The 6,911-nt window shown below is 71.0% G+C and carries 7 protein-coding genes; all 7 read right to left on the bottom strand.

From position 1 onward, the window contains the following. Positions 1–76 precede the first annotated feature (76 nt). Complete coding sequence (locus IE109_RS32605) at positions 77–1,279, bottom strand: site-specific integrase (protein ID WP_189554975.1); 1,203 nt, start codon at positions 1,277–1,279, stop codon at positions 77–79. Next, positions 1,279–1,476 carry a helix-turn-helix domain-containing protein gene (locus tag IE109_RS32600; RefSeq protein WP_189554974.1) on the bottom strand — a complete coding sequence of 66 codons (198 nt, stop codon included), beginning with the start codon at positions 1,474–1,476 and terminating at the stop codon, positions 1,279–1,281. The genes IE109_RS32605 and IE109_RS32600 overlap by 1 nt, the downstream gene beginning before the upstream one ends. Before the next feature lie 176 nt (positions 1,477–1,652). Next, positions 1,653–2,882 (bottom strand): DUF3631 domain-containing protein, encoded by a 1,230-nt coding sequence (locus IE109_RS32595; RefSeq protein ID WP_189554973.1) that lies wholly within the window; start codon positions 2,880–2,882, stop codon positions 1,653–1,655. Next, positions 2,879–3,298: a hypothetical protein gene (locus IE109_RS32590; protein WP_229891878.1), complete on the bottom strand. Its 420-nt coding sequence runs from the start codon at positions 3,296–3,298 to the stop codon at positions 2,879–2,881. Before IE109_RS32590 ends, IE109_RS32595 begins: the two co-directional genes overlap by 4 nt. Next, the gene (locus IE109_RS32585) at positions 3,295–4,227 is read right to left on the bottom strand and encodes a bifunctional DNA primase/polymerase (protein WP_189554972.1); all 933 of its coding nucleotides are present in this window, start codon (positions 4,225–4,227) and stop codon (positions 3,295–3,297) included. Before IE109_RS32585 ends, IE109_RS32590 begins: the two co-directional genes overlap by 4 nt. 83 nt (positions 4,228–4,310) lie before the next feature. Then, positions 4,311–4,775 (bottom strand): hypothetical protein, encoded by a 465-nt coding sequence (locus IE109_RS32580; RefSeq protein WP_189554971.1) that lies wholly within the window; start codon positions 4,773–4,775, stop codon positions 4,311–4,313. 221 nt (positions 4,776–4,996) lie between these two features. Next, on the bottom strand, positions 4,997–6,911 hold a 1,915-nt coding region (locus IE109_RS32575), incomplete at its 5' end, for a hypothetical protein (RefSeq protein ID WP_189554970.1).

Genomic DNA, 6,911 nt, shown 5'->3' with positions numbered 1-6,911 from the left:
AGGGCAAACACCCCCATCGAAGATCTTCGGTGGGGGTGTTCTCGTGTCGGTTAAGCCAACCGGTACCCCAACGGGGTCAGGAGAGGGCGTCTCCGAGCTTCCGCAGTGCCTTGCGCTGTTCGTCCAGCGACGCGTGGGCGTAGACCTTCATCGTGACCCCGATGTCACTGTGGCCGACGATCTGCCGGACGATGTGCGGCGGCGCCCCCAGGTCCAGCAGCAGGGACACTGCCGAGTGCCGGAGGTCGTGGAAGCGGATCTCCAGCCCCAGTCGCTTGCGGAGCGGGTGCCAGCTCCGCCGAAGGTTGTCCGGCTCCAGTGGTGTCCCGACGCGGGAGGTGAAGACTAGCCCGTGTTCCTTCCACTCGATGCCGGCGGCGGCCCGCTCCTGAGCCTGCCGCTCCTTGTGCTCGATCAGGGTTTTGGTCACGAACGGCGGAAGGGGCACCGTCCGGACAGAGGCGAGCGTCTTGGGTCGGACGAGCATCAGCTCCCCGTCGACCCGCTGGAGCGCCCGTTCCACGATCAGGGTCTCCCTCTCCAGGTCCACGGCGGCCCACCGAAGCCCCAGTAGCTCGCCCCGCCGCATGCCCATGACGAGGGCAAGGACGTAGAGCGCGTGGAGCCGGTCCTCCTCCGACTGGCGGAGGAGGAGGCGGGCCTCCGCGACGCTGAGCCCCTTCCCGGTGTCGTACGTGGGCGTAGGGACCTGGACGAGCTGGGCGACGTTTCGCACGATCAGCTCCTCGCGCACGGCGTTCTGAAGCGCGTTCCGCAGCACCGCGTGAATGGACTGCACCATGCGGCGGGACAGCAGCGCCTTGCAGCACTCCCCCGCCGCGCAGCACTCCGGTTCCCGCCGCTCCTTGTCCCACCCGTGCTTGCAGCACTGGCACTCGGAGGCGACTCGCGCGAGCCATGTACGGATCTCGGCGGCCCGGAGAGTCCGGATCTTCTTCCGGCCCAGCCCCGGGACCAGGTGGACCCGGGCCACGCTTTCGTACCCCTGGTAGGTCTTGGGCCGCCGGTGAACCTTGACCACCTTGGCCAGCCAGTACGTGAGGTAGTCCTCCAGGTTCATGTTTGTGTCTGGGACTGGAATGCCCTGGTTCTCCTGGGCCTGAAGTTCTGTGATCTTCCCGCGTACCTCGTCACGGGTCTTGCCGTAGACCGACACCCGCTTGCGGATGCCGCTGGTCGTCGTGACGTAGACGCGGCCGTGGTACGTGCCGTCTTTCCGGATCGTGATGCTTCCCTCGCCATTGGCGCGCTTGGCCACTACGCGGCCTCCTTGAGCTGGTTCTGCATGAACGTGTGGAGGGCGTCGGCCGGCACTCGCCGGGCCCGGCCGACCGTGAAGCTGGGGAGCTGCTTCGTGCGGATCAGGTCGTAGACCTTGAAGCGGCTGAGTTTGAGGGCCGCCATGACCTCTGGGACGGTCACGGCCGTGTGGCTCGTCGGGAGCGGGGAGCTCATGTGGGTGCCTCCTCGGGCAGCAAGCTGGCTGTGATCCCTCTTCCGGGAGGTCCGCCACGTCCGCCACGCCGCCACATCGCAGGTCAGAGCCCTGGATTTGTGGCGGATGCCGGTGGTGTGGCGGATAGATGCCGCCACACCGGGAGTGGTGTGGCGGCACGGGCGGACTGGCTCGGCTAGCCGGTGACGCTGAGCTGTGTGGCGGTTTCCGCAGACATGTGGCGGATGGGTGTGGCGGTATCCGCCACGGATTCACCCCCGCTGACCTGCGGTGTGGCGGACGTGGCGGCCGTGGCGGATTCTCCGGGGGGCGGGGGGCAGTACCGGATCCAGGCGTCCGTGAGGTCCTCGGCGTAGTAGCCCTTGGGGAAGCCGGAGGGGGTGCGGATGCCGCGCGGCTTGATCGGCTTGTTGCCCGGCGTGACGTACTGGCCCAGCAGCCTGGCGAGCGCGCGGGAGTTGATCGGCTTGTCGTGCAGGTCGGCCCACGGCGCCTCGTCCATCCTCAGCAGGCACTCGATGATGGCGGCGGTGGGCATGCGGTCGGCTCCGCAGAACACCTTGTCCCGCAGGTCGGTCAGCAACCGGACGCCTAGGGAGGCTTCGTCGTTGTCGTGCGCGGCGTTGACCAGCTCCAGGCACGCGGCGCGGGCACGGGCGGGCCAGAGGCCTCCCGCGGCGTCGGCCACGGCCAGCAGGGGTTCCCATACGTCGGCCGGCCGGTCGGTAACGCCTTCAGGCATCTCGGGCCAGGCTTCGGCGACCTGGTCACGAACGGTGTCGGCCCACTTGGCGAGCCGTTCCCGCAGGGCGTGGCCCTGCTTCTCGTGGAGGCGCTGCCGATAGGACTCGACGTTCTCGTTCGGTGCCCGCTTGCGCATGCGGATGATCACTGAGCGGGTCAGGACGGTGTCGGGCAGGGAGCCGAGACCGGCCATGGCCACGGCGCAGTACGAGCCGAAGAGCTGCGAGTTCTGGTTGGAGCCCTCCCCGACGCACCGCAGGGCGCCGCCGATACGCCGGTATCCGGCGTTCAGGAAGCCGCGCAGTGCTTCGTCGGCGCCGGCCTTCGGGCCGAAGATGGTGTCCACCTCATCAAACAGGACCGTGGGCAGTCCCTCGGCGGAGTCGACCAGCCGGTACAGGGCGTTCGCGGAGGCGGACACGGTGCTGACCGGGCGGGGGGTGAGGAGTTCCACGATCTCCAGGGCGCGGGACTTGCCCGAACCGGGTTCCGGGGAGAGGAACGCGATACGGGGCGTGGTCTCAAAGCAGTCGATCAGGTGGGCGTGGGCGTCCCACAGGGTCACCGCGACGTAGGCGGCCTCTACGGGGAAGACGTTGAAGCGGCGGTGGAAGGCTTCCACCTCGTTGAGCAGTGCGGCGCCGTCGATGGTGTCGGTCATGCGGCGTGCCTCCCTTCGGTGAGCGGGGCAGGTGTCCCGGTGCAGGCGGATCGGTGGGCGTCGTACTCGCCGACCAGCACGGCGACGCCGTCGGGGCCGGTGGCGGTGCCGGTCAGCCCGCAGGTGCAGGCGTAGGCGGCGGTGGGCAGGGCACCGGGCCGGGTGGACCAGCGAGCGCCGTCGTAGTGATGCCGGTAGACCGGCGGGGCGAAGATCCGGATGCCGGGCGCCTCCGGCATCGGGTCGGCACCCGCCTGTGCCGTCGACCGGTTCGAGCGAAGAGCAGTGACGACGCCCTTGCGGGCGGCGCCTTTCGGCTCGCCCACGGCCGCCTCCTCCACCGGATGTGCGGCGGCCGGCGGGGCGGTCACGGTGCTGGTGAGGCAATCCAGGGCGGGGGGAGTGGGCGCCGTCATGACGCCTTCCTCGGGGTGGCGTGGGTGATGACCCAGTCCATGGCGCTGCGGATGGTCGTGCGGCACTCGGCCGACGGCAGTCCGGTCGACTCCCCCGCCCCCTGGATTGCCTGCTCCGCCACGTCTCGCGGGAGGTCGCCCCACGCGACGAACCGGGCGATCTTGCAGGCGCTCCTGTGCAGGGTGTTGTTGCGGCCGTGCGGCCCGCCCTCGCTCGCCGCGGCGATGACCGAACATTCACGTTCCAGCGCCACCCGGGCGGCCCGCGTGCCGTCCCTAAGCGGCGCCGGAGCGACCGTGGCCGGCCTGGCCGGTTCGGTGAGCAGCGAGCCCAGCCACCCCGGAAGCGGCGCGACCGGGGCGTCGTCGGTCACCTCGTACGTCCCGTCGCGGGTGGTGCTGCCGGGAGCGACGACGTAGCCGCCCCAGGCGCGGGTGTCGATGTGCGGGCCGAGTCGGTTCACGCTGCACTTCAGCCGCACCCCGGCCGGGGCGGTGAAGTACAGGTGCTCCCCTCCGCGGGCGGTCCGCACCCGGTAGGTAGCCGGGACGGCCTGCCCGGCGCGCTCGCAGAGCGCCGCGAAGGAAATGGCGCCGTCAGGCGCTCCTTTCGGCTCTTCCGGCTTGACCGGGTCCAGGTCCACGACGAGCAGCCCGGCCGGACCGGTCGCGATCCCGACGTTGTACGGACGTGCGCCCCAGGTGGCGCGGATCAGGTTCGGGTTGGTCGTGGCGCGCTGCTCGGGGGTGCGGTGCCCATCCGCGCAGCGCCCGGTGGCGGGGCAAGCCCGTTCCGGGTGGCCGGCGGGGCGCTTGGTGCGCGGGTGCAGCGGGATGACCGGCCAGCCACGCTCCACCGCCGCGAGGGCGGAGGCGAGTAGGGGCAGGCAGGCGGGGTCGGCGGTGACGAGCCGGGGAGGTTCGGGCATGCTGGAGGTCTCCAGTTCTGTGAGAAGTGCTGGGAGACAAGGGCGGCCCGGTCTTTGGCGAGAGGGGCCGCCTTTGGCGTTCGTCAGCGGTGGTTGATCGTGCCGGTGGCCTTTCCGAACAGGCCGGTGGCGGTGATGTTCTGCGTGATGCGCGCCGGACCGCCCCTACCTCCTCGTCGGCAGGCACCGAGGAGGACCGGAAGGGCGATGGCTCCGGCGGCGATGAGGGCGACGGTGGCCCACAGGGCGTGGCTCATGGCGATCAGTCCCGGGGCGGCGTAGGAGAGCCCGATACCGGCGGCCGCGATGCCCCCGCCGATCGTCGGGGCGAGGAGGGCGGTGGTCTTGGCCCACGTCGGCACCGGCCGGGCGGCGGCCGGCGGAGGGGGCAGGGTGGTGGGCTGGTGGGTGTAGGCGAGCGTCCGCCTGCCGCCGGGGAGGGTGACCCAGTCGACGCCCGGGGGCATCTCGTCCGGCAGCATCACCGGACGCGGTATCGGCTGCGGCTGGCCGGTCAGGGTGGTGATCTCGTACGGGATCTCGTGCACAACGTGGTCCCTTCAACAGCGCGGGCAGCGCCCCCGTGGTGGGGTGCTGCCCGGTCTCGGCTTGTCGTGTCGCTCGTCGTGTCGCTTGTCGTCTGACTTGTCGTGCGGCTTGTCGCTTGTCTTGTCTTGTCGCTTGTCGCCTTGCAGGTCAAAGCCCCTTTCCGGCCCTCACGCGGGCGTTCAGGGGCCTTCTCGCGGTCCGGGCGACAAGCGACAGACGACTACGCCCTGCCGCTCCCGCCGGGGGCGTGCCGGTGGTGGACGTAGCGGGTCTTGGTGCCCTCCCCGATCCGTACGGCCACGCCGTCGTCGGTCCACGTCTTGAGCCAGCCGACGACGGTCTGCCGAGTGGTGCCGTGCTCGTCCGCGAGGGCGCGGGCGATGGCGGACGCCCCGGTTCCCTCCGGGCCGGCGGCCAGCAGCACCGCGAGGGCGGCGTCTTTGGCGGCGTTGTCCTCGCTGCGGAGCGCGGACAGGTTCAGCACTGCCGGGGTCGGCTTCCCGGACGGCGGGGTGCCGGTGCCGGGTTCGGGGGCGGTGGCGAACTGGGCATCGATCTGCTCCCGGAACTTCCGCGCCAGCGCTTCCTCGTCCGTCTCCGCGACGGTGGTCCGCTTGTCACGGAGCGCGGACAGGTTCAGCCCGGCCGCCGGGACGCCCGCTGCCAAGGTCGGCGCATCGGCCGGCGGGCCGCTGGGGGTGTCGTCGCGCATCCATGCGGTGCGCGTCAGGTCCCAGCGGCGTGCGTAGTCCGGCCCGGCGGCTTTGGCCGAGATCGGATCGAGCGTGGGGTGGCGGTTGGAGGTGGCGGCGACGATGTCGCGGATCTGGTTCGGCTTGATCCGCCAGGACTTGAACAGCCCGGCCGGTGACTCCGGGGTGCCCATGAAGCCGGAGCCCTTGTAGGGGGCTTGGTCGACGCGCAGGCCGCGTGAGCCGGGGAACTGCTTGCTCAGGTCCATGCCCTCGGTCTCGCCCCCGGTCAGCACGACACGGGCTTTGGCTTCCCGGCGGATCATCAGGTTGCCCAGGACCGACCCGGTCGCTCCGAGGGCGGTCAGGACGGTGCGGATGCCCATGGCGCGGGCGATCCGGATGACCTCCAGGATCTTGGCGGCCAGGGCCCGGGACGGCTTGTCCGTGGCGGCCAGGATCTCCGCTCCCTCGTCGATAACGATCTCGATTTGCGGGATGCGGTCGCTGACCGGGAGCAGGTCGGTGTTCTCGCGGGACAGCAGGTCCTGGTAGGCCATCTTGCGGTGCTTGGCGATCCGCACCGCCGTATCCAGCATCACCGTGGCTTCCTCGTGGGAGGCGGCGAGCCAGTCGATCCCGGGCCGCATGCCGCTGGTGATCTGGCCGGTGGAGTCGAGGGCGGGCCGCACCCAGGGCAGGCCGGCGGATCCGGCGTTGAGGTCGATGGCCCAGGTGAGGACGTCGGTGGTGCGGGCGAACCCGGCCAGGATCGTGTGGACCATGTTCGTCTTACCCGACCCCGTCGGGCCGACGACCAGGGCGCACTGTTCGCGCAGGTAGACGCGGACCTCGTCGCCGTTGGTCCGAAGTCCCCAGGGGATGCCGGTGTGCAGGGACAGGGGGCTGTAGTCGGTGGGGTAGGGGATTTCGGCTTCCAGGACGTTGACCGTGGTCACGTCGATGAGGACGCGGCCCTGGTGGATGCCCTGGGAGGCGGTGGCGGTGCAGCCGTGCGGCAGGCGGGCGTCGGCGGAGAGGCGGGCGGATTCGCGGGCGATGCGGTCGTAGGTGGTGCCGCCGGCGGGGAGTTCGGCGTCGATGGTGAAGCCGGTGCCGGTGGGCCACATCTCCACTGCCACCACCCGCACCGTGATTCCACACACCCGCTGGATGCGGTCCACCCACTCCGCGGCGATCGCCCGGCGCTCGGCGGACAGTTCGCGCGCGACCTGCCGTTCGGCGGCGGCCAGAGCCTCCAGCTCGCGGGCCTCCTCGTACAGCAGGGTGGCGCGGGCGGCAGCCCCCATGCCGACGCCGATCGTGGCGAGCGACCCGAGGGCGGCCCAGGACAGCGGGCCGGTGGTCATGGCCCACGTCGTCCAGCCCGCCCCGACAAGCCAGGACGCGGCCCGCATGGAGACGGTCCGGGCGGAGAGGCGG

The sequence above is a fragment of the Streptomyces lavendofoliae genome (assembly GCF_014649735.1).
Lineage (GTDB): Bacteria > Actinomycetota > Actinomycetes > Streptomycetales > Streptomycetaceae > Streptomyces > Streptomyces lavendofoliae.
The sequence above is the reverse complement of the archived record's forward strand: the minus strand, read 5'-3'. Positions and strand labels throughout refer to the sequence as shown.